This is a genomic window from Streptomyces incarnatus (assembly GCF_001027185.1).
Taxonomy (GTDB): Bacteria; Actinomycetota; Actinomycetes; order Streptomycetales; family Streptomycetaceae; genus Streptomyces; species Streptomyces puniciscabiei.
Window position 1 is genome coordinate 4714038 of record NZ_CP011497.1, and the last position, 23146, is coordinate 4737183.

Below are 23146 nucleotides of genomic sequence, written 5' to 3' on the forward strand. Positions count from 1 at the left end.
CCCGGGGGAACGACGTGCCCCGTCCCGGCGTCACGCCGGTGCCGCCACTCGGGGGCCGCGGGGGAAGCCGAAGAGGTACGTCGCCGTGAAGCCGACCGCGTAACCGGTGAGCAGACCGCCCGCGTAGATCGCCGCCGCCGTCCCCACCCCCCTGTTCCCCGTCAGCAGCGGGAACAGGGCCCAGCCGGAGGGGCCGATCGCGGTCGCGCCCACCTTGGTGCCGAGCATCGCGAAGAAGCCGACGAACGCCCCGCCCGCCGCCCCGCCCGCGCAGGCGGTCAGGAAGGGGCGGCCCAGCGGCAGGGACACCCCGTAGATCAGCGGCTCACCCACGCCCAGCAGGCCCGCCGGGAGCGCCGAGCGGATCGTCGTACGCAACGCCGTGTCGTGCCGCAGGCGGACGTACACCGCCAGCGCCGCGCCCACCTGGCCCGCGCCCGCCATGGCCAGCAGGGGGAGCAGGACGGTGTAGCCCTGCTGCTCGATGAGGGTGGTGTGGACGGGGATGAGGGCCTGGTGCAGGCCGACCATGACCAGGGGCAGGAAGAGGCCCCCGAGGAGCAGGCCGGCGACCGCGCCGGCGGTGGCCAGCAGCCAGTTCGCCGCCGTGCCGATCGCGGTCGCCACCGCACCGGCCGCGTACATCAGGCCGTACAGCGTCACCAGGCCCGGGACGAGGACGGTGACCGTGGGCGTGAGGAGGACGTCGAGCGCGCCCGGCACCCGGCCCCGCACCCACTTCTCCACGCGGGTCGCCAGCAGCGCCGCCACGAGCGCGCCGAGCACCCCGCCCTGGCCGGGGACGAGGTGGGTCCCGAACGCCGTCACCTTCGCGACGCCCGGGTGGACGACCACGGCCGCGACCGCACCGCCCAGTACGGGCGTCCCGCCGAACTCCTTCGCCGTGTTGTGGCCGACGAACACCGCGATCAGCGCCAGGAAGGCGGAGGCGATGGCGGTCAGGGCCGGGGTGAGGGCCGGGAGCCGGCCGGTGTTCAGCAGCAGGCCGTTGACGCCGGACAGGATGCCGCAGCCGATCAGGGCGGGGATGAGCGGGACGAAGACGTTCGCCACCCGGCGCAGGGAGGTCCTGAGGGCCGTACGGTCCGCCGCCTGATCCGCCTGATCCGCCGACCGGTCCGCCGGCCCGGTGTCGCAGGGCACGGGCCGCCCGGCCTCGGCCCGTGCCGCCACCTCCGCCGTGACCTCGTCGACCACCCCGGGCCCGAGCACGATCTGCCAGGTGGGCCCGTCGGCGACCACCCCCAGCACACCGGGCAGGGCGCGCAGCCCTTCCTCGTCGGCGGCCGCCGGGTCGGTGAGGGTCAGCCGGAGGCGGGTCATGCAGTGGGCCGCGGCGGTGACGTTGGCCGGGCCGCCGACCAGGTGGAGGATGGCGGTCGCGGTGGAGGCGGGGTCGTTGCGCACGCCCCGAGCGTGCGGGTCAGCGGGCCGCGTGCGCCAGCGCGGCACGCAGATGGCCGCCGGACTCCTCCAGAAGGCGGGCGGCCGTCGGGCCGTCGACGCCGGCGAGCAGGGCGAGGATCGCGTTCTTCACCTCGCCGCCGGACTCGGTGAGGGCCTTCTCGATCTCTGCGTCGGAGGCGCCGGTGGCCAGGGCCACGATCCGCCGGGAGCGGGCCCGGAGCTTGTCGTTGGACGCCCGCACGTCGACCATCAGGTTCCCGTAGGTCTTGCCGAGCCGGATCATCGTGATGGTCGAGAGCATGTTGAGGACCAGCTTCTGGGCCGTGCCCGCCTTCAGACGGGTGGAGCCGGTGATCAGCTCGGGGCCCACGACCACCTCGATGCCGTGCTCGGCGGCGGCCGCGAGCGCGCTGTGCTCGTTGCAGGCCAGGCCGACGGTCAGCGCGCCCAGGGCGCGGGCGTGTTCGACGGCGCCGATCGCGTAGGGGGTGCGGCCGGAGGCGGAGACGCCGACCACGGTGTCGTCGGGGACCAGCCCCAGCGCGTCCAGGTCCCGGCGGGCCAGCTCCCCGGAGTCCTCGGCGCCCTCGACGGAGGCCACCATCGCCGCCGGGCCGCCCGCGATCAGCCCGACGACCCGCGCCGGGTCGGTGTTGAAGGTGGGCGGGCACTCGGAGGCGTCCAGGACGCCGAGCCGGCCCGCGGTGCCGGCACCGGCGTAGATCAGCCGTCCGCCGCGCGCCATGCGCTCGGCCACGGCGTCGACGGCGGCGGCGATCCGGGGCAACTGCTTCGCCACGGCGGCGGGCACGCCCGCGTCCTCACCGTTCATCAGGCGGGCGATGTCGAGGGTGGGCAGGCGGTCGATGTCGGCGAGTTCGGGGCGGAAGGCTTCCGTGGTCAGGGAAGCCAACTGCTGACGCAGGTCGTGCGAGGTCATGGGGGGTGGCTCTCTCCAGTGCGGGGGGTGTGCGATTCCCTGCGGCCTAGCGCGAAGAACTCCGGTGCCGGTGCGCCAGCGCCTCGTACGACGCGGCCAGCGCGGGCGCCGCCGTGTCGTAGGTCCGCTGGGCCACTCCCACGAACAGGCAGTCCACCACGAGCAGTTGACTCGTCCGCGAGGACATCGCGGCGGGTCGCAGCTCGCTCTCCCGTGAGGTGGACGTGGTCAGTACGTGGTCGGCGTACTGGGTGACCGGCGAGTCCGGCCGGCCGGTGATGGCCACGGTCGTGGCTCCGTGCTCGAAGGCGACCCGCAGCGGCTCGATGACGTCCCCCGTCGAGCCGGAGTGGGTGATGGCGATCGCCACGTCACCCGAACGGAGCTGCACCGCGTTGGTCACGGCGAGGTGCGGATCGCTGTGGGCGTGGGCTATCAGGCCTATGCGCAGGAGCTTCTGGGTGAGGTCCTGGGCGACGAGCCCGGAGGCCCCGATGCCGTACACATCGGTGCGCCGGGCGGTGGCCAGGGCGCTCACGGCGGCGCCGAGCTGGGCGGTGTCGAGCCCGGCGGCGGTGTCGGCGAGGGTCTGCTGCTCCTCGTAGGCGAGCTTGGTGACGACGTCGGCGATGGGGTCGTCCACCGCGATGTCGGTCGTGATGGCGGGCGCGCGCCCGGACTGCTGCTGCGCGGCGAGCCCGGCGAGAGCGAGCCGCAGGTCGCGGTAGCCGGGGTAGCCGAGGAGGCGGGCGGTGCGGACGACCGTGGCCTCGCTGGTGCCGGTGAGCTCGGCGAGGCCGGTGACCGTCAGGGCGGCGCAACCGGCCGGGTCGCTCGCGACGGCCTCCGCGACGCGCTGCATGGAGCGGGTCATGGAGGGGGCGAGGGTGCGCACCTTGGCGGCGAGGGATCCGCCCGGGCTGCCGAAAATTTCCTTCACGTCCTGGGTCACATATGAAAGATATTTTCGGTTCGGCGCCGGGGTCAAGAGTGCGCACAATGGGTTCCATGGAGCCCATCGGTCCCCTTGAGCAGGCCCTGCACGCCGCCCGAGCCCTCGTGCTCGCCGATCTGGTCGCGGGCGAGGTCGCGGAGGCGGACGTGGTCTCGCTGGTCGAGGACTCCGTCGCCGAGCGCCGCTGGTGGGTCGAACAGTGGCCGGACGGCGCCTCCTATGTCGCCGGGCTGATCGCCCAGGACGTACAGGACGCGCTGCTGGACCGGTACGGCCGCTGGCCGCTGTGCCCGGTGTGCGGCTCCGGCGACCCGCACGCCCTGGACGTGGAGCCCGAACTGGGCCCCGACCCGCACTGGGTGTGCCACAAGGCCGGCGTGAAGGTCGCGGCCGTGGGCGCACTGGGCTCCGCCACGGGCGGACTGACCTCCTCGTGACGCTGTACATCGACCCGCCCGCCTGGCCCGGACACGGCCGCATGTGGTCGCACGTGGTCAGCGACGTGTCGTACGACGAACTCCACGCGTTCGCCGAGGAGCTGGGCGTGCCGAGACGCGCCTTCGAACGCGACCACTACGACCTTCCGTCGCACCGGTACGCGGACGCGGTGGCGGCCGGCGCGGTCGAGGTCAGCAGCCGCGAGGTGGTGCGGCTGCTGCACGCCTCGGGCCTGCGCCGGCGCAAGCGCGACGGGGCTCAGGCCCGGCGGATGTAGAGCTGCAGCCCGTCGTCCATGCCGTGCTCGTCGTGGGCGACGCGCTCCTCCTCCACGGTCGCCCGGGTGAACCCGGCCCGGGACGCCACGCGCTGGGAGGGGACGTTGGCGTGCTCGATGGTCGCGAACACCATCTGGACGTCGTCGCGGGCCAGCGCCCGGTCCGCCAGCGTGCGCAGCGCCTCGGTGGCGTATCCCTGGCCCCGGGCGCCTTCGACGAGGTCGTAGCCGACCTCCACCCAGCCGTGCTCGTCAGGGGCGCCGTGGAAGCCGATGCCGCCGACCGCGCGGCCGTCCTCGTGCCGGACCAGCACGAAGACCCCGAACTCCGGCCGGTGCAGGCCCGCTTCGTACGCCTTGAGCATGAAGCCGGAAGCCACCCGGGTGCCCTCGTACGGGCCGCCGTCGAGCCAGGTGAAGCCGCCGTCGCCGCCCAGGCGCAGATCGTGGGCGGCGGCCGGGCGGACGCCGGTCAGGGTGACGCGATCGGCCGGGATGACGAGGTTGTTGTGCCAGCGCCACTCGGTGACCGGGGCGCGGCCGGGCAGCTCGCCGCGGCCGGTGGCCCACAGCAGGGTCGGCCAGGGGGCGGGGCCGGGCTGGACGTGCGGGAAGAGGCAGGCCAGGAGGGAGGCGACGAGCTCGGCCGGGGGCTCGTAGGGGATGCCCAGTCCCTCGGCCATGTCATGTGTGTGCAGCAGCACTTCGGCGATGCCCATCGCGGCGAAGCCCTCGGCGTCGGCGCTGCGGAAGGGGTAGGGGTGGAAGGCGCGGACGCCGGGCGGGGCGGTGCGGACGGCGGCGGCGAGCAGCGCGCCGGTCGTCTCGATGACGTGCAGCAGGCCCGCGTTGCCGGTGCCCTCGTCGAGGGTGAGCTCGAAGGGGAGATAGTCGTCCTGGGCGCGTCCGGCCAGGTTGGCGGCGTAGGCGATGAGGTCGTCGGCGACGTGGACGGCGGTGGCGTGGCAGTCCCACTCCACCCGCCCGGCCCGTACGGCCTTCCAGTCCCGGTCCACCGCCGCGCGCAGTGCCGCCGTGGCGTCGGCCACGGCTTTCGTCAGGTCGTCCCCGTTTATCGGTCGCATGGGGCGAACCCTAGGGGGCCGTGTCCCTCAGGGCGAAAGCATTTCCAGCTCGGAGGCGAGGTTGTAGCGGGCGGTGGCCTCCCAGTGCCGCTGGCCGTAGGGGGTGTGGAACAGCCTCGGCAGGTCCAGGAGTTGGCGCAGAATCGCCGAACGGCCCGACCTGAAGGCGTCGTTCGGCACGAAGTGGTACTCCTCGCGCACCTCGGCGGTGTAGACGGCGTACGCCGACGGGGGCGCGGCCAGGATCGCGAGGTCGGCGTCGCACAGCACCTGGCCGTCGCGGTCGTCGTCGGCCGGGTCGTGGGTGACGGTGAGCCGGACCAGGCGGGCCACCTCGGCCGTCCTCGCGTCCGGCACACCGGCCTCCGGCAGGGCGCGCTCGGCCAGCCGCGCCGACCGCTCCTCGTTCTCGGACCGCTCCGGGAGGTAGACCGCGTCGTGGAACCAGGCGGCCAGGCGTACGACGTCCGGGTCGGCGGCGTACTCCTCGAGTGTGTCGACGTGGTCGAGGACCGCGGTGAGGTGGGCCGGCGTGTGGTAGCGGCGCTGCGGCTCCTGCCAGCGGGCGAGCAGGTTGTCGGCGTACGGCACGGGATCCGGACCGCCGCCGGGGGCACGGGCGCCTTCCAGCGCACGGGCGAAACGGAGACGCAGGGCATCGAGGTCGGCCATGGGCCCATTGTTCCGCGCCGCGCGCCGTCGTCCGGGGTAGGTCTCGCTTACCGGCGCCGGCAGGGTGCCTCCCCCACTCTCGGCTTCGCTCGAGCGGGGGGACCCCCACCGCCCACCCGTGCCGCCTGGGGGTCCCCCCAGGCCCTCAAGGCACTGGGGGAGGCACGACTGCCCGCAACGGCGGGCGGCACGGTCAATGGCACTCGACGTCTTCGGGTGAAGGGCACCCCCGCACAGGCGTAGTCTTGGAATTGGACTAGACCTGTAGCGGCCGACGGACGATTGGGGTGCCATGAGCAAGCGTGCAGTCCTGGAGGTGATCGCCCTCGACGTCGAGGACGCGGTCGCCGCCCAGGCCGGAGGCGCGGACCGCCTGGAGCTGGTCACCGACATGGCGGCCGACGGGCTCAGCCCGGCGCCCGCCACCGTCGCCGGGATCCGGGCCGCCGTCGACATCGACCTGCGCGTGATGCTCCGCCTCGCGGACGGGTTCGCGGCCGGCGACGTGGACCGTCTGGTCCGGGTGGCCGGGGACCTGCGCGAGGCCGGCGCCGACCAGTTCGTCCTCGGCTTCCTCGACGGGGACGGCGGGGTGGACCTGGCCGCCGTCGAGCGGGTGGTCGGCATGCTGGACGGCTGCGCCTGGACGTTCCACCGGGCGATCGACCGTGCCGCCGACCGCGACGCCCTGCGCAAGCAGCTCGCCGAGCTGCCCGGCCTCGACACCTACCTCACCGCGGGCGCCGCCGGCGGGGTGGACGAGGGGGTGCCGACGCTGGTCGCCGAGGCGGGGCGGCGCGGGGAGCCGGGGTACGAGCAGACGGTGCTCGTCGGTGGCGGGCTGCGGCTGGATCACGTGGGGCCGCTGCGCGACGCCGGGATCGACGCCTTCCACATCGGCGGCGCGGCCCGGCCCTCCGGGTGGCAGGGGCCGGTTTCCGAAGGGGCCGTGCGGGAGTGGCGGAGGGTGCTGGACGGGGCGTAGGACGGGCCCCGTCCAGCGTCGTCACGCGGGACGGGCCCCGTTCAGCGTGGTCACGCGGTCGCGAGCACGACCAGCACGAAGAGGAACGACAGGCAGAAGCCGGTGAGCGGGACCAGGCCGATCATTCCGGCCGGGCGCCGCAGGACCGGGAGGCCGGGGTCCAGGCCGGGGCCGAAGGCGGCCGTCGGCGCCGGGAGCTTACGGATCCTGGACAGGGTGAAGAGGTTGATCAGCAGCGTGATGGGCGTGATGATCATCGACATCGGACCCCACCAGCCCTGCACCATCGTGTCCGACTGCATCTTCCGGAAGACGGCGAGCGCGCAGGTCTGGCAGAAGGTGCCCTTCCGCCACAGGTTCCGCATCACGATCAGCATGCCCTGGTGGCCGCGGATCGTCACCCGCGCGGCGGGCCCGGCTCCGCACACGTCGCACCCCGGGCCGGCGGGCGCGGGGACGGCGGCCGCCGGGTAGGCGCCGGGGGCCTGCTGGTACGGGGCGGCCTGGCCGTGGCCGGCGGGCGCCGGCTGCTGGTAAGCCTCGGGCGCCGGCTGCTGGTACGGCCCGGGCGCCGGCTGCTGGTATGCCCCGGGTGCCGGCTGCTGGTACGCCTCGGGCGCCTGCTGGTACGGCCCGGGTGCCGGCTGCTGGTATGCCCCGGGGGCCTGTGCGTACGGCCCGGGCGCCGGCTGCTGGTAAGCGGCGGGTGCCTGCTGGTACGGACCCGGCTGCGGTGCGTACGGCCCGGGCGTCTGCGGGTAGCCGGGATGCGGGGGCGGCGGTGTGCTCAACGGAGGCCTTTCCGTGGGGACGTGGCGGAACGGAGCAGCACACTACTCACCGTTGCTCTCAGCGAGCTGCGCGGGCACCGGGGCCGAGTGCGTCACGATCAGGCCCGACACCGCACGCGTCAGCGCCACGTACAGCCGCCGCAGGCCGGTGCGTTCGTCCGGCTCGCCGTCCACCACCGCCTGGGGCTCGTCCAGGACGACGTAGTCGTACTCCAGGCCCTTGGCCAGGGACGCCGGGACCAGGGTGAGGCGGGTCTCGCGGGTGGTCTCCTCGCCGGGGGCGAGGCAGGAGATCCCCGCCGCCGTCAGGGCCTCGGCCAGGGCCGGTACGCGGGCGTCGGCGGCGATCAGGCCGGTCGAGCCCTCGTTGCCCAGCAACTCCTCGCAGGCCGCGACGACTTCGGAGGGGTCCGTGATCGTACGGACCTCGAAGAAGCCGGGGTTCTCCCGGACGGAGGCCACCGGGGTGAGGCCGGGGGCGATGTGTTCCAGGAGGCGGGAGGCGTAGGTGATGACGTCCGTGGGAACGCGGAAACCGGCCGTCAGCTCCTCGACGACCCCCTCCCGCTTGCCGAGGTGGGCCAGCGCCTCCTCCCAGCTGCGGGTCGCCCAGGGGGTCGTGCCCTGCGCGAGGTCGCCCAGCACCGTCGCACTGCCCGTGGTGCAGCGGCGGCCGACGGCCCGGTACTGCATGGGGGACAGGTCCTGCGCCTCGTCCAGGACGACGTGGCCCAGCGAGTGGGTGCGCTGGACCAGATCGGCCGCCTCGTCGACCAGCACCGCGTCCGCCACCGACCACGGGGCCGACTTCACACTGCGCACCGGCCTGGCCCACAGGACCGTCTTCTGCTCGTCCTCGTCCAGGACCCCGGCGGCGTGCTCGGCGAGGAAGTCGGCGTCCGTCAGCAGACGCAGGACCAGTTTCGCCGGGTCCACCTGCGGCCAGATCGCCTTCACCGCCGCCTTCACCGCGCTGTTGCGGGCCACCGCGTCCTGCACCCGGTCGTCCGGCGCCTCGCCCGAGCGCTCCATCTGCACCAGCACCGCGTGCGCGATCCGCTGCGGCAGGGCCTCGCGGGCGGCGCCGTAGCGGATGTCCCGCTCCAGCAACTGCCGGACGATCTCCTCCAGTTCGTACGACGGCACCCGCCAGCGCCGTGAGCCGCGCACCACCACGACCGCCTCCGTCGGCATGGTCACGTGGGAGTACAGGGCCCGGCGCAGCACCTCGGCCATCCGGGCGTCGCCCTTGATCACGGCCGCCGCGGCGTCGTCCGTGCCGCGCACCTCGACGTGGGCGACCAGGTCGTCCACGGTGGCCTGCTGGACGGTCAACTCGCCCAGCGCCGGGAGGACCTGCTCGATGTAGTGCAGGAAGGACCGGTTCGGCCCGATGACCAGCGTCCCGGTGCGGGCCAGGCGCTCCCGGTGGGCGTAGAGGAGGTAGGCGACCCGGTGCAGGCCGACGGCGGTCTTCCCGGTGCCCGGACCTCCCTGCACGCACACGGTCCCACCGAGCCCGCTGCGGACGATCTCGTCCTGCTCGGGCTGGATGGTGGCGACGATGTCCCGCATGGGGCCGACACGCGGCCGCTCGATCTCCTGCTGGAGCAGTTTGCTGGTGGCGGCCGCCTCGGCGGGGTCGGAGAGGTGCTCGTCCTCGTACGCGGTCAGGTCGCCGCCGGTGTAGCCGAAGCGGCGGCGCAGCCCGACGTCCATCGGGTCCTTCTTGGAGGCGCGGTAGAACGGCTGCGAGACCGGGGCGCGCCAGTCGATGACCATGGGGTCGCCGTCGGCGTCGTGGACGTGCCGCCGCCCGATGTAGAACCGCTCGCCCTCGGCCCCCTCGGCCTGGTCGGCCCCGGGCGCGTGCAGATAGTCCAGCCGGCCGAAGAACAGCGGGGTGTCGCTGAGGTCGGCCAGCGCCTTGATCCGCTCGTCGATCTGGCGGGAGAGCACCTCGGCGTTGACCCAGTTCGCGGTGACGTCCCGGATGTCCAGCGACTCCACGTCCTCGCGCATGGCGCGCAGCGCGGCACGGGAGGCGGCGAGGTGGGAGCGCTCTCGGGTGAGGGGATCGTCGGCGGGCACGGACGTGGACACGGGGATGCCTCCGGTGGACCTGCTGGGTGGCTACGACGATGCCGCCCGGTTTCCGACCGGGCGACGGCACTCCGCGGAGGGGAGGCGGGCAAGAGCGGAGATTCTAGGGGAGGGCACGGGAAGGGGGCCAACGGATTTTCCGGCCGCGGCGGCCGGCTCCTCGTCCCCTAGGGGACCAGGAGCCCCCGAAGTAGGGGCCGTGGTCCACCCAGAGGCCTACCGGGAGCCGGCCGGGATTGGCTCTGCGGACCGATGCGGGCCCGGTGCCCGGCGAGCAACCATGGAGACATGAGCGCAGCAACCATCCATCCAGCCCCCGCCGGACCACCGACCGGCGCCACAGCCGTGGACGGCCCGCATCACCACTGGCTCGGCAACGCCCTGCGCGCCCTCAAGGTGTTCGCTCAGGCGGCGTTCGGCGTCGTCATCCTCGGCGAGTACGGCGAGGAAGCGGGCATACGCCGTAAGTGACCTCCCCGCCGCTCACCTCTCGGAGAGGATCTCGTCGGCGTCCATGATCCGGTAGGCGTAGCCCTGTTCGGCCAGGAAGCGCTGGCGGTGGGCGGCGAAGTCCTGGTCGATGGTGTCGCGGGCGACGACCGAGTAGAAGTGCGCCTGGTGGCCGTCGGCCTTGGGGCGCAGGACGCGGCCGAGGCGCTGGGCCTCCTCCTGGCGGGAGCCGAAGGTGCCGGACACCTGGATGGCGACCGTCGCCTCCGGCAGGTCGATGGAGAAGTTCGCGACCTTCGACACCACCAGCACGCTGATCTCGCCCTCCCGGAAGGCGTCGAAGAGCTTCTCGCGCTGGGCGTTGGAGGTCTCGCCCTTGATGACCGGGGCGTTCAAGTGCTCGCCCAGTTCGTCGAGTTGGTCGATGTACTGGCCGATCACCAGGATCTGCTGGCCGGCGAAACGGCGGACGATCGCCTCCGTCACCTTCCGCTTGGTGTCCGTCGTCGCACAGAAGCGGTACTTCTCCTCCGTCTCGGCCGTCGCGTACGCCAGCCGCTCGGAATCGGTGAGGTTCACCCGGACCTCGACACAGTCCGCCGGGGCGATGTAGCCCTGGGCCTCGATCTCCTTCCAGGGCGCGTCGAACCGCTTCGGCCCGATGAGCGAGAACACGTCCGACTCGCGGCCGTCCTCGCGGACCAGGGTGGCCGTGAGGCCGAGGCGGCGCCGGGCCTGGAGATCCGCCGTGAACTTGAAGACGGGCGCGGGCAGCAGATGCACCTCGTCGTAGACGATCAGGCCCCAGTCCCGGGAGTCGAAGAGCTCCAGGTGCGGGTAGACGCCCTTCCGCCTGGTCGTCAGCACCTGGTAGGTGGCGATGGTGACCGGGCGGATCTCCTTCTTCGTCCCGCTGTACTCGCCGATCTCGTCCTCGGTCAGCGAGGTCCGCTTCACCAGCTCGTGCTTCCACTGCCGGGCCGAGACGGTGTTGGTGACCAGGATCAGGGTCGTGGACTTGGCCTGCGCCATGGACCCGGCGCCGACCAGCGTCTTGCCCGCACCACAGGGGAGCACGACCACACCGCTGCCGCCGTGCCAGAAGTTCTCCACGGCCTGCTTCTGGTACGGCCTGAGCGCCCAGCCGTCCTCCAGCAGCTCGATCGGGTGCGCCTCACCGTCGACGTACCCGGCGAGGTCCTCGGCCGGCCAGCCCAGCTTCAGCAGCACCTGCTTGATCTGCCCGCGCTCCGAGGGGTGCACGGCCACGGTGTCCGGATCGATCCGGGCGCCGACCAGCGGGGCGATCCGCTTGGACTTCAGCACCTCCTCCAGCACCGGACGGTCGGTGGTGGTCAGCACCAGTCCGTGCGCGGGGTGCTTGGACAGGCTGAGGCGGCCGTAGCGGTCCATCGTCTCGGCGATGTCCACCAGCAGCGCGTGCGGCACCGGATACCGGCTGTACTGCACCAGCGCGTCCACGACCTGCTCGGCGTCGTGCCCGGCGGCGCGCGCGTTCCACAGCCCGAGCGGGGTGACCCGGTAGGTGTGGATGTGCTCCGGCGCCCGCTCCAGCTCGGCGAACGGCGCGATGGCACGCCGGCAGTCGTCGGCCCGCTCGTGGTCGACTTCCAGGAGCAGGGTCTTGTCGGACTGGACGATTAGGCAGGACACGCATACCTCCACGGATAGGACTTCCAGCGTGACAGACACCGCACCTGCCACGGCTCGGGCCATGCCCCGTGCCCGGCGCCGAAAGGGCGTTCCGGCCAGCGCGCCGGGGATGCGCGCCGCTATCTATGTTCGCCTATCGCGTGAAACGGACGAGACGACTTCTCCCGAGCGCCAGAGAGCGGCTTGCGAGGCGCTGTGTGAGGCACGCGGCTGGGACGTCATAGTCGTCGAGGAAGACATCGATGTCTCCGGCTTCTCGCGGGGCCTCGACCGGCCGGGTCTGCAACGCATCCTGACCCGGCTCGCAGAGCTGGACGTGATCGTGTTCTTCAAGATCGACCGGCTCGCACGCTCGACGGTCGACTTCGCGGAGATCATGCGACTCGCCGAGCACCAGGGCGTTGCGCTCGCGTCGGCGACGGAGCCGCTCGACCTCACGTCGTCCATGGGCCGGGCCATGGCGAAGGTGATCGCGGTCTTCGCCGAGCTGGAGTCCGACACCATCGGGATGCGGGTGTCCAGCGCGCACGAGCACCTGCGCCGCGAGGGCCGCTACACCGGCGGTCGGGTCCCGTACGGGTACATGGTCGTCCCCAACCCGAACGGGGCGGGCAAGGTTCTCGCGGTCAACGAGGACGAGGCCAAGACGATCAGGAGGATCGTGAAGCAGGTCCTTGCCAAGGACTCGCTCATGCAGATCATCAACGACCTCAACAAGGAGGGCGTCCCGTCGCCGGGACACACCTCACGCCAGACCACGGGCAAACGCAGCGACTCCAAACAGTGGTACACGACGACGCTGCGCAGCCTGCTGGGCAACCCCCAGTTGCTCGGCCAGGTCATCGAGGACGGAAAGCCGATCCTGAGAACGGACGGGCTGCCCCTGGTCAACCGGCCGCCAATCCTCGACACAGACACTTGGCAGACGCTCCAAGACGAGTTGGCGCGCCGGGCCAATCCCGGCGAGAAGCGCCGGGAGGGGACGTCGCTGCTGCGCGGCATCATGCACTGCGGAGTCTGCGGTGAGCGTATGTACACCTTCAGTGGACGAAACGGCCAGCTTCGGTACCGGTGCATCGGCCCCCTGAAGTACCGCCAGCGGGCGGCCAAGGGGGAGGAGAAGCCCGGCGAGAAGTGCTACGGGCCGACCGTGGCGGGGGTGACCACCGAGGAGCATGTCACCGAGCAGTTCCTCGCGAAGTACGGGCACCTCCCCGTGATGCGGATCGTCCAGGAGGTGGGCGAGGACTTCCGTCCCCAGATCAGGCAGGCCGAGGAAGCCTTGGCCGACTTGCAGAAGGACCGGTACGACCGAGGTCTGTTCAAGGGAGACGACGGCGCGATCCGGTACGCGGAGCAGTACGCCAAGCTGGAGGACCGCCTGGCCTCCCTGAAGGAGAAGCAGCGAACGGCGAAGCCCGGCGGCGTGAAGGAGGAGCCGACCGGCGAGACGCACGCCGAGCAGTGGAAGCGCTCGGACGTGGCCGGTAAGCGAGATCTGCTGTTGAACGCGGGCGGCTACGTAGAGGTGGCACCCGCGCGGCGTGGTGGCAAGAAGCTGGACACGTCGCGTCTGTCGGTGTACTTCGGCGAGGAGGGGCACATGCGGCGGGCGGCAGCGGCGAAGGAGAGCGGACAGGAGACCGAGGCGGCTGACAGCCAGGGCTGACGCCGACGTCACAGGACACACGCAGCGGCGCCCCCACCTCGTCCGTCAGGTGGGGGCGCCGCTGTCTGCGTTCAGGTCAGGCGGTGTGCTGGTTGGGGTCGCGCCAAGGGCCGATGACCTTGATAGAAGGGCGGCAATACGACAGCGCCGCACCGTCGCGGGTTGTGAACTCGACTGTCTCTGCGGCGAGTTCGCAGAGGGCGTCCCCGTCCGTCTCGGACAGTGCCTTCCTGAGAGTGGGGACGGACTCTGCCGGTCCCACAAGGGGGAACTGAGGCGGAAGCCACCAAGGGTGTGTGCGTCGGCGAGGCGGAACGAGAGTCGAGTACTCGGTTGAGGTTCATAGCGGGGTGCGGCTGTCAGCAGGCCGGCCTTGACGGATTCGGGGCCGGAGATGACGACCCGCATGGAGGTTGATCGTGCAGCACTACGTGACGGGTGCTCGTACGGCGAGCCCGCCGCCGTGGCGGACTTTCGGTGGTGCAGGTCAGGACTGGGATACGGCCGACCGATCTGCAACAGGAACCCTCTCGAACTTCACATGGGGGTACCGGGGTCCTGATCAGGGCTTCCACGACCGGACCACCCGGCACGCTGTCCAGGCTGAGGGGTGGTCCGGTCTCTGTTCGTTGGTCGTCGCAGTGGGTCGCGCCTTCGCAGACTGCCGACGCTTCGGCTTCAGCTCCTGTTGCGCGAGCGAGCTGCCGACGGTTGTGCGGTCCGTATCGCGATCGGCGACCCGGACAGCACGAATGTCCAACAGCGCGGCGCCGAAGAGAGGTTCGGCCACGGGATCGAGTCCCGTTGCCGACTCGCCCTCATGCACTACCGCCCCCTGGCCGGGGTGTCCGGCATCGAGGTGCGCACCCACGCCACCACGCTCTACAACTCGATCTATCGTGCGGATGACCAGGCGCTGGTCAACGCCCATGTCTGGGGCGTGAACGCCTACGGTGCCCCTGTGTGGCACCTGCGCCGAAGTGGGTCAGGCGGCATGTTCGATACGTACGCTGACAGCTTCACTGCGGTGTGGGCGACCGCGACGCCAGTCCAAGAAAGGTGATCATGGCGCGAACCGAGTACTACGACGATCCAGATGCTCCCAAGCCCAACAGTCTCGTCGTTGCGGCGTCCGCGGTGGTCACTGACGACGAAGGACGCATTCTCCTACAGCGCCGGCGAGACAACGATCTCTGGGCTCTGCCCGGCGGCGGCATGGAGATGACCGACTCGCTACCGGGAACTGCCATCCGGGAGGTGAAGGAGGAAACGGGCCTGGACGTGGAGATCACCGGGCTCGTCGGGACGTACACCGACCCGCGCCACGTCATCGCCTATACGGACGGTGAGGTGCGCCGACAGTTCAATGTCTGTTTCACCGCCCGAGTAGTCGGCGGGCAGCTCGCGATCTCCGACGAATCCACGGAACTGTGATTCGTCCCGACGGAGGAGCTGGGCGAGCTGCCTATGCACCACACCCAGCGGCTACGGCTTCAGCACTTTCTAGAACACCGTGAGCAGCCGTACCTCGGCTGACGCGTACGCCCCGATGTCAGCAGCGCTGACGGCAGCGGCGGCGCTCGCCGGCCCTGGGCTTGCCCGCCGACGATCACACCAGGAGAGGGCGGAAGTCGCGCCTTGCCGAGTGAGCCCCCGCGACCGCAGCCTGTCCGTCATGCCGCCGTTGGAATACCGAGTTCGGCGAGCAGACCGCGCACGCGCTGCTCGATCTCGTCCCGGATGGGCCGGACGGCGTCGACACCTTGCCCGGCGGGATCGTCCAGCTGCCAGTCCAGGTACCGCTTGCCGGGAAAGACCGGGCAGGCGTCCCCGCAGCCCATCGTGATCACCACGTCCGAGGACTGCACCGCCTCGGTGGTGAGGACCTTGGGTGTTGCAGCGGAAATGTCGATGCCGACCTCAGCCATGGCGTTGACCACGGCGGGGTTGACCGCATCGGCGGGGGCGGAGCCGGCCGAGCGGACCTCGATCTGGTCACCGCCCAGGTGGTTCAGGAAGGCGGCGCCCATCTGGGAGCGGCCGGCGTTGTGAACGCAGACGAACAGGACCGAGGGGCGTGGGGCGGGGGTGCTCATGGCAGGCGTCTTTCCGGGAGAGCGGAGTGGTCAGGAGGAGGCGAGTTCGGGTTCGCCGTGTGGGACGACGACCTTGTCCCCGGCGGGGGCGGGACGTCCGTACACAGCGGTGACGGCACTCAGCCCGAGCAAGGCTCCAGCCAGTTGGGCAGCGATGAACGGGGCGACGGAGGCGGGGGCGATTCCGGCGAAGGTGTCGGTGAAGGCCCGGCCGATGGTCACCGCCGGGTTCGCGAAGGAGGTCGAGGAGGTGAACCAGTAGGCGGCCCCGATGTACGAGGCCACGGCCACCGGTGCGAGGGAGGCATTGCCGATGCGTTCGAGTCCGAAGATCAGCAGGATCAGCCCGGCCGTGGCGACCACCTCACCCAGCCACAGGTGAGAGGCGGACCGGTCGTGCGTGGACCAATGGACCAGCGGCTTGCCGAACATCGCGTCGGCCAGGATTGCCCCACCAACAGCACCGGCGATCTGTGCGGGCACATACGCGGCCACGTCCCGCAGGGAGAGGCCGTCGGCCTTGCGGCGGCCGGTGAACCAGGCAGCGAGGGTGACGGCCGGGTTGAAGTGCGCGCCGGAGACCGGCCCGAGCAGGGCGATCAGCACGCCCAGACCGAAGACGGTGGCGAGGGAGTTGGCGAGCAGCTGCACGCCCACGTCGTGCGACAGCTCGGTGGCCTGGATGCCGGAGCCGACGACGACCGCAACGAGCAGCCCGGTCCCGATGGCTTCGGCGGCGACACGGCGGCTCAGGGGCGCGGTCACGCGGTGGCTCCGGCGGTCTGCGGCGCGGTCAGGAATGCGGCGAGCCGGTCCAGGACTCCGGGCAGCACCCAGTAGTACACCCAGGTCCCGCGCCGCTCGCAGTCGATGAGCCCGGCCTGCCGGAGCAGCTTGAGGTGGTGGGAGATCGTCGGCTGGGACAGCTCGAAGGCCGGCGTCAGCTCGCACACGCAGACCTCGCCGCCCTCACCCCGGGAGGCGATCATCGACATCAGCCGGAGCCGGACCGGGTCACCCAGGGCCTTGAACACCTTCGCCAGCTCGGCCGCCTGGTCCTCATCCAACGGCGAGGACAGCCCCGCGCAACACGCGGCGTCCTGCCCGATCACCTCAAGCTCTTGTTTCGACATGCCTCTATGTTGACGTTTTTCGATTCAAGGCGCAAGGTTGCATCAACGAACGTCAATACAGGCCGTCCCGGGGCACCGCCATGCCCCGTCACCTGGGAGTGAGTCATGAGCGAGCAGTCCACCGACCTGCGTGAAACCGTCCGCCAGCGCTATGCCGCGGCGGCCGCGAAGGTGACCGAGGGTGGTGCCGTCTGTTGCGGGCCGCAGCCGGTCGAGGTCGACGAGAACTTCGGCTCGACCCTGTACGCCGCCGACGAGCGCGATGCCCTCCCTGATGAGGCCGTCGCCGCCTCCCTCGGCTGTGGCAACCCGACCGCCGTCGCAGAACTGCATGAGGGCGAGCGCGTCCTCGACCTCGGCTCCGGCGGCGGCATCGACGTCCTGCTCTCGGCCCGACGCGTAGGCCCCACCGGCAAGGCGTACGGGGTGGACATGACCGACGAGATGCTGGCCCTGGCCCTTGCCAACGCCGAGAAGGCCGGCGCGACGAACGTCGAGTTCCTGAAGGGCACCATCGAGGCGATCCCGCTGCCCGCGAACACCATCGACGTGGTGATCTCGAACTGTGTGATCAACCTGTCCGTCGACAAGCCCGCCGTGTTCGCCGAGACCTTCCGCGTCCTCAAGCCCGGCGGCCGGCTCGGCGTCTCCGACGTCGTCGCCGACGACACTCTCACGCCCGGACAGCGAGCCGAGCGCGGCGACTACGTCGGCTGCATCGCTGGCGCACTGTCCTTCTCCGAATACCGCCAGGGGCTGGAGGCCGCAGGCTTCACGGACGTCGAGATCACTCCCACCCACCCGGTTGCCGACGGCATGCACTCCGCCATCGTCCGCGCGGTCAAGCCTGCCGGCACGGCCGACACGGACGACTCTTCCGCAACCGCGGCCTGCTGCGGCGTCAGTGCCTGTTGCACCCCCGATGAGCAGGCCGCCGATCCGTCGACAACGGTCGCCGAGGCCAAGGCCGCGAGCGGCTGTGGCTGCCAGAACTGACGGCAACGACGGCACGCGCAGCCGACCGTAGTCACTCTGCTCGGATCTATCCGCTAGTGTGCGCATCGCGTCTGATCGTCTGGACGATCAGCGGTCCGTTCACGTGCGGCACACACCCTTTCCACAACGGCCAAACGTCCAGTGTGCCCTAAACACCGGCGATCACCGTCAGTCCTCCGCCAGCTCCGCCACTCCGGTGATCCGGTGCAGCGGGTAGGTGCGCACCTCGTCCGCGGTGTGGTCGTACGCCGTGACGAAGCCGCCCTCCACCTTGACAGGGGCGATGACGCGCTGGCTGGCGGTGCCCTCGGCGTTGACGTAGCCGATCCAGAGGGACTCGCCGGTCAGGACGGCGGCCTGCATGGTGGCCAGGGTCTCGGCGGAGGAGGTGCGGGGCAGTTCACCGGTCGCGAGCGGGGCCGCCGCACCCGTGGGCTTCCGGGGGGCGGTGGCGGCCAGGTCGCCCGCCCGGATCGCCCGGATCGCCGCCGCGAGCAGCGTGGCGTCGGGCGGCGGCGGGCCGTCCGGGACCGGCTCGGGGGCGGTGCGGGGCGGGGTGCGGTGGGCGTGGGCGCGGGCGATCAGCACATCGCCCTCGGCGGACTCGGCGGCGGGCGCGTACCCCATGGCGCGCAGGCCCTCCAGCAGCGTGGCCGGGTCGCACTGGGCGGCCAGCACGGTCGGGGCGAGCCGGCGCAGGCGCAGGGCGGCGGCGCGCTTGTCGGCCAGGATCTCGTTCAGCAGGGCGTCGTCGTCGCACCGTACGTACGCCGAGGCCGCGCCGACCCGGAGGTGGCCGTGCTTGCGGGCCACGTCGTCGATCAGATAGGCGAGCGGCTGCGGCACCGGGGTGCGGGAGTGCTCGGCGAGGAAGGCGTGCAGGTCGGCGGCGGCACGGCCGGCGTCCAGGGCCCGCCGTACCGAGGCCGGGGTGAAGCGGTACACGGTCGCGCCGCCCTTGGACTCGACGTCCGCGAGCACGTCCAGCAGATCGGCGAGGGGGCGCCTGAGCGGCCCCGGCGCCACCGCCGTCAGGTCGGCCTGGAGCAGGACGTGGTCCAGCGGCTCGGGCAGGAGCGGTGCGAGGAGCCGGGCGGCGGCGGCCGTCGCCACGGCCTGCTCGGCGGCGGAGAGCGGGGCCGGGGCGGCGGGCGGCCGGTGGTGATGGTGGACGGGGAGCTTGTCGCCGGGGCCGACCGGTTCGGCGGGGCCGGTGGACTCCGGCGAGCTGGACGCGGTGGCCGAGGTGTCCGGGGCGCCCAGCAGGGCCCGCCCGTGCGCCGACAGCGCGCCGCGCCCCGTGATACCCAGCAGTTCCGCCTCGGACAGGGTCCAGCGGGCGAGCCGGGAGCGCAGGTCCTCGTCGCCGTCCCGCTGCTGGGCCCCGCGCAGCGGCCGCTCCCAGCGCAGCCGGGCCAGCACCGACTCGGAGTCGGGGGCCGTGCCCGCCGGGAGCCCGGCCAGCAGCGTCAGCACCCGGTGCCGTACCTCCGGCGCGGCCGAGCGGTCCAGGCCCGGGCCGAGCGCGGCGAGCGTACGGTCCTTGGCGTCCCGCCCGCCGACCAGCCCCGGCGTCCGGGTGGCCGCCAGCCAGGCCTCCGCGAGCCGGGACCAGCGCTCGGCGGCGGGCAGCTCCAGCCACTCGTCGTAGGCGGGCGTGGCCGCGTACCGCTCGTCGGCCTCACCGTCGGAGGCGATCAGGCCGGCCGCGTACGCCAGTTCCACCCAGAACGCGGCGACCGGCTCGGACACGTCCAGCGCGACGGCGGTCCGCTTCAGGTCACGCACGCTCAGGCCGCCGGCCCGCAGCACGGCCGGGCCGCCCTCGTCCCAGTCCTTCAGCAGCTCCTCGACCGTGGCGAGCGCGGTGTACGCCTGCCCGGCCGCCGTCGCGTCCACCATCTGCGGACCGTGCGCCGCGGCCGGTTCCACGGCGGGCGGCAGCGGCTCGGGCGCGCGGTGCGCGCGGCCCTCGCGCAGATGCAGGGCGACCTCACGCGGCAGCACGACCGTGCCCGGCGCGGTCGGCAGCAGCAGGCCGCGGTCGAGCAGCCAGCGCAGATGCGCCGCCGGGTCCGGGGTGACCTGCCCGTACGGCGGCCCCCACACCAGCCGCGCCAGCACCTCGCGGGCGGGCTCCGGGGCCCCGGCCAGCAGCCTGCCCATCTTCTTCCGGTCGTTGAACAGCGCGGTGAGCGCGGTCACGGCGGACACCGAGTCGTGCGTCGAGGGCAGCCCGGCCGCCGTCACGATCTCCTGGATCCGGCCCGGCGACATGCCCGAGGTGGCCTCCTGCACCGAGGGCCCGAGACCGGTCGGGGAGGGATGCTGCGGGGAGGGCGCGAGCAGCTCACGGGCGGTCCGCACCAGCCGCAGCCGCTCGTCGTCGCCCCACACCAGCGCCTGCTCGCGCAGCGTCCCGAGCGCGTGCGGCAGCGCGGCGGCGACCGTCTCGTCCCCGGCGTCCCCGGCCATCAGCCCGAGCAGGGTGTCGTACGACGCCGGGTCCGGGGCCACGGCCAGCGCCTCCGCCGTCTGCAGCGCGAACCGGTCCAGCCGCTCCAGCGCGCGCAGCACCGAGGCGCGGGTGCCGGCGCGGGTCGCCAGCTGGGTCAGGTCGGTCGGGACGGGCGTGATGAGGTCGGGGCGGCTGCGCAGCAGCGCGGCCAGGGAGACGTCGTCCCGCGCGCGGAGCGCTTCCGCGAGGGAACGGGGGGCTGGGTGGGCCGCTTGGCTCATCTGACCCACGGTAGCGGGTGCCGTCCCCGAGAGGGGTGCCCGCACGAGCCCCGGTACGAGCCCCGGCCCTGGGGGCGGTTGGGCGGGGCGGCTCTGCGCTACCGTCCTCACGGGGTTTCATCGCCGTCACCCCGGAGGGGTTGTCCGTTGGGGATCGAGAGCGACCAGGTCGTCTACGAGTACCTGAGCCGTGTCGGGGACATCGCGCAGCAACGGCAGCTGCCGTCGGCCACGCGGATGCGGCTCGTGTCGGAGTTGCGCAACGAGATCGACCGGCACCGGGCCAGGGCGACGGTCGACAGTCCCGCCGCGGTCCGCCGCATCCTGGACCGGCTGGGCACCCCGGACGAGGTCGTCTCGGCCGCAGGCGGCACGTCGGGCACTACCAGTACGTCCGGCACCGGCAGGGTCGCGCAGCCGCCGGCCGCCGCCGTGCCCGTGCAGCCCCTGCCGGCGGACGGGGACCGGGACAGGAACGGGAACGGGAACGGCAGCGCGAACGGGGGACGGCGCAAGGGCCTGCGCCGGGCCGTCCCCCGCCCCCGCACCACGGCGACCGACGCCGGCCCCGCGCGTGCCGACGGCCCCTCCCCGCCGCACCTCGCCGCCGCGCACGAACTCGGGGACAGCGCCGTGCAGCCCGACTGGTGGCGGGTGGGCGGCGGTTCCCTCGGTGCCGCCGCCGAGACGGACTCGGTGCCGGGGTTCGTCGGCGGAGTGGAGATCCCGGAGCTGCTGAGGCGGCCGCCGAAGCCGACGGAGCAGAAGGCGAAGCAGGCCGCCGACCCCGCCGCCGTACCGGAACCGGAGGCCGCCGACGCCGGGGCCGAGGCCGGGCCCGCGCCGCGCCGCCGCCTCGTCCCCCGCCCCGCCGCCGGCTGGACCAACCCGCTGCTGCTGCTGGCGGCCGCCGCGCTGGTCGCCGGTGCGGTGCTCGGGAACTGGTTCGCCCTGATCCTCGGCTGGGTGATCGCCTACGGCTCGCGGCGGCTGACCCCCGCGGAGACCAAGTGGGCGGTCATGGTGCTGCCGGGTACGGCGGTCGCCGGCGGGCTGGTGTGGCTGTGGGGGAGGGTCAACGGCCGTTGGGGCGCCCCGATCGCCGAGGGGCACATGAACGACGCGGTCGCCGCGACGTGGCCGTGGGTGGTCAGGGCGGCGGCGGTGTCTTCGGCGTTGTTCCTGGTGTGGCGGTCACAGCGGAGAAGGTGAGCCCACCGGCCGCCCGCACGCCACTGACACAATGACCCATATGACATTCACCGTCGGATTCGACCTCGACATGACCCTGATCGACTCCCGGCCGGGTATCCACGCCTGCTACCTGGCGCTGGCCGAGCGGACCGGGACGTTCATCGATGCCGACCTGGCGGTGACCCGGCTGGGCCCACCCCTCGCCGAGGAGCTGGTCAACTGGTTCCCCGAGGAACAGGTGCCCGCGATGGCCGACCTGTACCGGGAGATGTACCCGACGATCGCCATCGCCGCGACGCCCGCCATGGAGGGCGCCCGGGAGGCGATGGCCGCGGTGCGGGCGGCCGGTGGACGGACGATGGTGGTCACGGCGAAGTACGAGCCCAACGCCAAGCTGCACCTGAACCACCTCGGCATCGAGCCGGACGTGCTCGTGGGCGACCTGTGGGCCGAGCAGAAGGCTCAGGCGCTGCGCGAGTACCGGGCCGGTGTGTACGTCGGCGATCACGTCGGGGACGTGCGCGGGGCCCGTACGGCGGGAGCGCTGTCGGTCGCCGTGGCGACCGGGCCCTGCCCCGCGGACGAACTGCACGCCGCCGGGGCGGACGTCGTCCTGGCGGACCTGTCCGCCTTCCCGGCGTGGCTGGCCGCCTACCGTGAGGCGCCCCGCGTCTGACGGCGGCCGGCGGCGATCGACCGCAGGACGCCCGCGCCGGCCACCAGGAAACCGACGGCCATGAGCATGCTCAGCCCGAACATGTACGTCGGAAAAGGCTTTGCGCCGAGGAAGAGCGGAGCCATCGTGACGGCGGTGGCCACGGCCCCGATGAAGAAGACGATCGCACCGGCGCGGATCAGCCGGTCACCGGGCCCGGCGGAATTCGTTTGGGTTTTGTCACGCACCGGACCAGGGTAGTTCCCAGCGCGAGAGAACAACCGGGGGACGTCTTGTCACCCGCCCCGAGACCATTACGCTTGGTAGCGGCGGGTCACGGTCGACCCGCTCTAGTGCTATCAAGAGCACTTTCGACGCAGTAGAAGCACTAGCAGTGGCAGTTTCCCCAACTAGCACGAGGACGAGGACAGACGGTGCCGACCGGGCGAGTCAAATGGTTCAACAGCGAGAAGGGCTTCGGCTTTCTCTCCCGCGACGACGGCGGTGACGTCTTCGTCCATTCCTCGGTTCTCCCCGCCGGAGTCGACGCACTCAAGCCGGGACAGCGCGTGGAGTTCGGCGTCGTCGCCGGTCAGCGCGGTGACCAGGCGCTGTCGGTGACCGTGCTGGAGCCGACGCCGTCGGTGGCCGCGGCCCAGCGCAAGAAGCCGGACGAGCTGGCCTCCATCGTGCAGGACCTGACGACCCTTCTCGAGAACATCACGCCGATGCTCGAGAAGGGCCGGTACCCGGAGAAGGCCTCCGGCAAGAAGATCGCCGGCCTGCTGCGAGCGGTCGCCGACCAGCTGGACGTGTAGCGACCCGAAAAATCCCGTCAGGGGGGAACGAGAACGAGCCCCGTCAGA

22 protein-coding genes and 2 pseudogenes are annotated in these 23146 nt (G+C 72.3%); 11 read left to right on the forward strand and 13 right to left on the reverse strand.

Annotated features, from left to right (window positions below):
- Positions 1–30: 30 nt before the first annotated feature.
- From ABB07_RS21240 to ABB07_RS21250, 3 genes are read right to left on the reverse strand one after another with little or no spacing between them, the layout of a single operon-like run.
- Positions 31–1428: a PTS transporter subunit EIIC gene (locus ABB07_RS21240; RefSeq protein ID WP_208900180.1), complete on the reverse strand. Its 1398-nt coding sequence runs from the start codon at positions 1426–1428 to the stop codon at positions 31–33.
- A gap of 16 nt (positions 1429–1444) precedes the next feature.
- Positions 1445–2368: an N-acetylmuramic acid 6-phosphate etherase gene (gene murQ, locus ABB07_RS21245; RefSeq protein WP_208900181.1), complete on the reverse strand. Its 924-nt coding sequence runs from the start codon at positions 2366–2368 to the stop codon at positions 1445–1447.
- 46 nt (positions 2369–2414) lie between these two features.
- On the reverse strand, positions 2415–3320 hold the full coding sequence (locus tag ABB07_RS21250; protein ID WP_208900182.1) for a MurR/RpiR family transcriptional regulator: 906 nt from the start codon (positions 3318–3320) through the stop codon (positions 2415–2417).
- A 56-nt stretch (positions 3321–3376) separates the two neighbouring features.
- Between ABB07_RS21250 and ABB07_RS21255 the strand changes: the two genes are divergently transcribed.
- Entirely contained in the window at positions 3377–3760 is a 384-nt protein-coding gene (locus ABB07_RS21255; RefSeq protein WP_208900183.1) for a hypothetical protein, read from the forward strand.
- Positions 3757–4038: a DUF4031 domain-containing protein gene (locus tag ABB07_RS21260; RefSeq protein WP_208900184.1), complete on the forward strand. Its 282-nt coding sequence runs from the start codon at positions 3757–3759 to the stop codon at positions 4036–4038. Before ABB07_RS21255 ends, ABB07_RS21260 begins: the two co-directional genes overlap by 4 nt.
- Here the strand turns inward: ABB07_RS21260 and ABB07_RS21265 are convergent.
- A complete protein-coding gene (locus tag ABB07_RS21265) occupies positions 4020–5123 on the reverse strand; it encodes a GNAT family N-acetyltransferase (RefSeq protein WP_208900185.1) in 1104 nt (367 codons plus the stop codon). The genes ABB07_RS21260 and ABB07_RS21265 overlap by 19 nt on opposite strands.
- A 27-nt stretch (positions 5124–5150) precedes the next feature.
- Positions 5151–5795 (reverse strand): HD domain-containing protein, encoded by a 645-nt coding sequence (locus ABB07_RS21270; RefSeq protein ID WP_208900186.1) that lies wholly within the window; start codon positions 5793–5795, stop codon positions 5151–5153.
- Positions 5796–6087: 292 nt separating this feature from the next.
- Between ABB07_RS21270 and ABB07_RS21275 the strand changes: the two genes are divergently transcribed.
- Positions 6088–6780 carry a copper homeostasis protein CutC gene (locus ABB07_RS21275; protein WP_208900187.1) on the forward strand — a complete coding sequence of 231 codons (693 nt, stop codon included), beginning with the start codon at positions 6088–6090 and terminating at the stop codon, positions 6778–6780.
- A gap of 50 nt (positions 6781–6830) precedes the next feature.
- On the opposite strand, the gene ABB07_RS21280 is transcribed toward ABB07_RS21275, so the two are convergent.
- Together ABB07_RS21280 and ABB07_RS21285 are read right to left on the reverse strand one after the other, a co-directional pair.
- Positions 6831–7571, reverse strand: a complete 741-nt coding sequence (locus tag ABB07_RS21280) for a hypothetical protein (protein ID WP_208900188.1) — start codon at positions 7569–7571, stop codon at positions 6831–6833.
- A 42-nt stretch (positions 7572–7613) separates the two neighbouring features.
- Positions 7614–9593, reverse strand: a complete 1980-nt coding sequence (locus ABB07_RS21285) for a HelD family protein (RefSeq protein ID WP_244189782.1) — start codon at positions 9591–9593, stop codon at positions 7614–7616.
- 369 nt (positions 9594–9962) lie between these two features.
- Between ABB07_RS21285 and ABB07_RS21290 the strand changes: the two genes are divergently transcribed.
- Positions 9963–10145: a hypothetical protein gene (locus ABB07_RS21290; RefSeq protein WP_208900190.1), complete on the forward strand. Its 183-nt coding sequence runs from the start codon at positions 9963–9965 to the stop codon at positions 10143–10145.
- Between the two features lie 12 nt (positions 10146–10157).
- On the opposite strand, the gene ABB07_RS21295 is transcribed toward ABB07_RS21290, so the two are convergent.
- Positions 10158–11798, reverse strand: coding sequence for a DNA repair helicase XPB (locus ABB07_RS21295; protein ID WP_208900191.1), 1641 nt, complete (start codon positions 11796–11798; stop codon positions 10158–10160).
- On the opposite strand from ABB07_RS21295, the gene ABB07_RS21300 reads away from it, so the two are divergent.
- The 3 genes and pseudogenes from ABB07_RS21300 to ABB07_RS21310 all read left to right on the forward strand — a co-directional run bounded on the left by ABB07_RS21300 (position 11770) and on the right by ABB07_RS21310 (position 15003).
- Positions 11770–13467 carry a recombinase family protein gene (locus ABB07_RS21300; RefSeq protein ID WP_208900192.1) on the forward strand — a complete coding sequence of 566 codons (1698 nt, stop codon included), beginning with the start codon at positions 11770–11772 and terminating at the stop codon, positions 13465–13467. The two genes, ABB07_RS21295 and ABB07_RS21300, sit on opposite strands and share 29 nt — an antisense overlap.
- A gap of 673 nt (positions 13468–14140) precedes the next feature.
- Positions 14141–14530 (forward strand): annotated as a pseudogene (locus ABB07_RS21305) (XRE family transcriptional regulator); the annotation flags it as partial.
- Positions 14531–14532: 2 nt separating this feature from the next.
- A pseudogene (locus ABB07_RS21310) lies at positions 14533–15003 on the forward strand (NUDIX domain-containing protein).
- Between the two features lie 137 nt (positions 15004–15140).
- Here ABB07_RS21310 and ABB07_RS21315 read toward each other — a convergent pair.
- The 3 genes from ABB07_RS21315 to ABB07_RS21325 are packed head-to-tail and all read right to left on the reverse strand — an operon-like array spanning position 15141 to position 16696.
- On the reverse strand, positions 15141–15563 hold the full coding sequence (locus ABB07_RS21315; protein ID WP_208900193.1) for an arsenate reductase ArsC: 423 nt from the start codon (positions 15561–15563) through the stop codon (positions 15141–15143).
- A gap of 30 nt (positions 15564–15593) precedes the next feature.
- Positions 15594–16328 carry an aquaporin gene (locus ABB07_RS21320; RefSeq protein WP_208900194.1) on the reverse strand — a complete coding sequence of 245 codons (735 nt, stop codon included), beginning with the start codon at positions 16326–16328 and terminating at the stop codon, positions 15594–15596.
- On the reverse strand, positions 16325–16696 hold the full coding sequence (locus ABB07_RS21325; RefSeq protein WP_208900195.1) for an ArsR/SmtB family transcription factor: 372 nt from the start codon (positions 16694–16696) through the stop codon (positions 16325–16327). The genes ABB07_RS21320 and ABB07_RS21325 overlap by 4 nt, the downstream gene beginning before the upstream one ends.
- A gap of 105 nt (positions 16697–16801) precedes the next feature.
- On the opposite strand from ABB07_RS21325, the gene arsM reads away from it, so the two are divergent.
- A complete protein-coding gene (gene arsM, locus ABB07_RS21330; RefSeq protein ID WP_208900196.1) occupies positions 16802–17692 on the forward strand; it encodes an arsenite methyltransferase in 891 nt (296 codons plus the stop codon).
- Between the two features lie 168 nt (positions 17693–17860).
- Here the strand turns inward: arsM and ABB07_RS21335 are convergent, their stop codons facing one another.
- Positions 17861–20431 carry a helicase C-terminal domain-containing protein gene (locus tag ABB07_RS21335; protein ID WP_208900197.1) on the reverse strand — a complete coding sequence of 857 codons (2571 nt, stop codon included), beginning with the start codon at positions 20429–20431 and terminating at the stop codon, positions 17861–17863.
- A gap of 147 nt (positions 20432–20578) precedes the next feature.
- On the opposite strand from ABB07_RS21335, the gene ABB07_RS21340 reads away from it, so the two are divergent.
- On the forward strand, positions 20579–21643 hold the full coding sequence (locus tag ABB07_RS21340; RefSeq protein ID WP_208900198.1) for a hypothetical protein: 1065 nt from the start codon (positions 20579–20581) through the stop codon (positions 21641–21643).
- Positions 21644–21674: 31 nt separating this feature from the next.
- Entirely contained in the window at positions 21675–22301 is a 627-nt protein-coding gene (locus ABB07_RS21345) for an HAD family hydrolase (RefSeq protein ID WP_425264745.1), read from the forward strand.
- On the opposite strand, the gene ABB07_RS21350 is transcribed toward ABB07_RS21345, so the two are convergent.
- Positions 22277–22528, reverse strand: a complete 252-nt coding sequence (locus ABB07_RS21350; RefSeq protein WP_208900200.1) for a hypothetical protein — start codon at positions 22526–22528, stop codon at positions 22277–22279. The two genes, ABB07_RS21345 and ABB07_RS21350, sit on opposite strands and share 25 nt — an antisense overlap.
- A 186-nt stretch (positions 22529–22714) precedes the next feature.
- On the opposite strand from ABB07_RS21350, the gene ABB07_RS41560 reads away from it, so the two are divergent.
- Positions 22715–23098, forward strand: coding sequence for a cold-shock protein (locus ABB07_RS41560; protein WP_208900201.1), 384 nt, complete (start codon positions 22715–22717; stop codon positions 23096–23098).
- Positions 23099–23146: the final 48 nt, after the last annotated feature.